The organism is Fusobacterium perfoetens (assembly GCF_021531475.1).
Classification (GTDB): domain Bacteria; phylum Fusobacteriota; class Fusobacteriia; order Fusobacteriales; family Fusobacteriaceae; genus Fusobacterium_B.
On the sequence record NZ_JADYTX010000083.1, the window covers coordinates 1 to 326 of the forward strand.

Here is a 326-nt window from a genome sequence, read left to right on the forward strand (position 1 = left end):
GAAGTCCAATAGAATATAGGAAATTTAAAGAAAAAAATGTTGATAATTAAATTGAGTACTTGACAGGGTACAGATCAATCCAATAGTTATGGCAGCTAGTGCGTCAGCTCCTACAAAACGACCGATGAAAATTCCATCAACAATAGCATAGAGAGCGTTAATAAGCATACCAGTTACCGACGGAATAGAAAAACAAAGAAATAGTTTAGGGATTGGATCATTTTTTAAATCGATAGATTTGAACATCTTTTCTCCTCGTATAATATTTATATAATAATTTTTTAATTATTAAGCTATTTTAATTTTTATGTAATATACTGTTATTA

The 326-nt window shown here is 28.5% G+C and carries 1 protein-coding gene; it reads right to left on the minus strand.

The window, feature by feature from the left end; genetic code table 11:
• Window positions 1-24: 24 nt before the first annotated feature.
• Complete coding sequence (locus I6E15_RS10095; protein ID WP_328222093.1) at window positions 25-246, minus strand: hypothetical protein; 222 nt, start codon at window positions 244-246, stop codon at window positions 25-27.
• Between the last annotated feature and the right edge of the window lie 80 nt (window positions 247-326).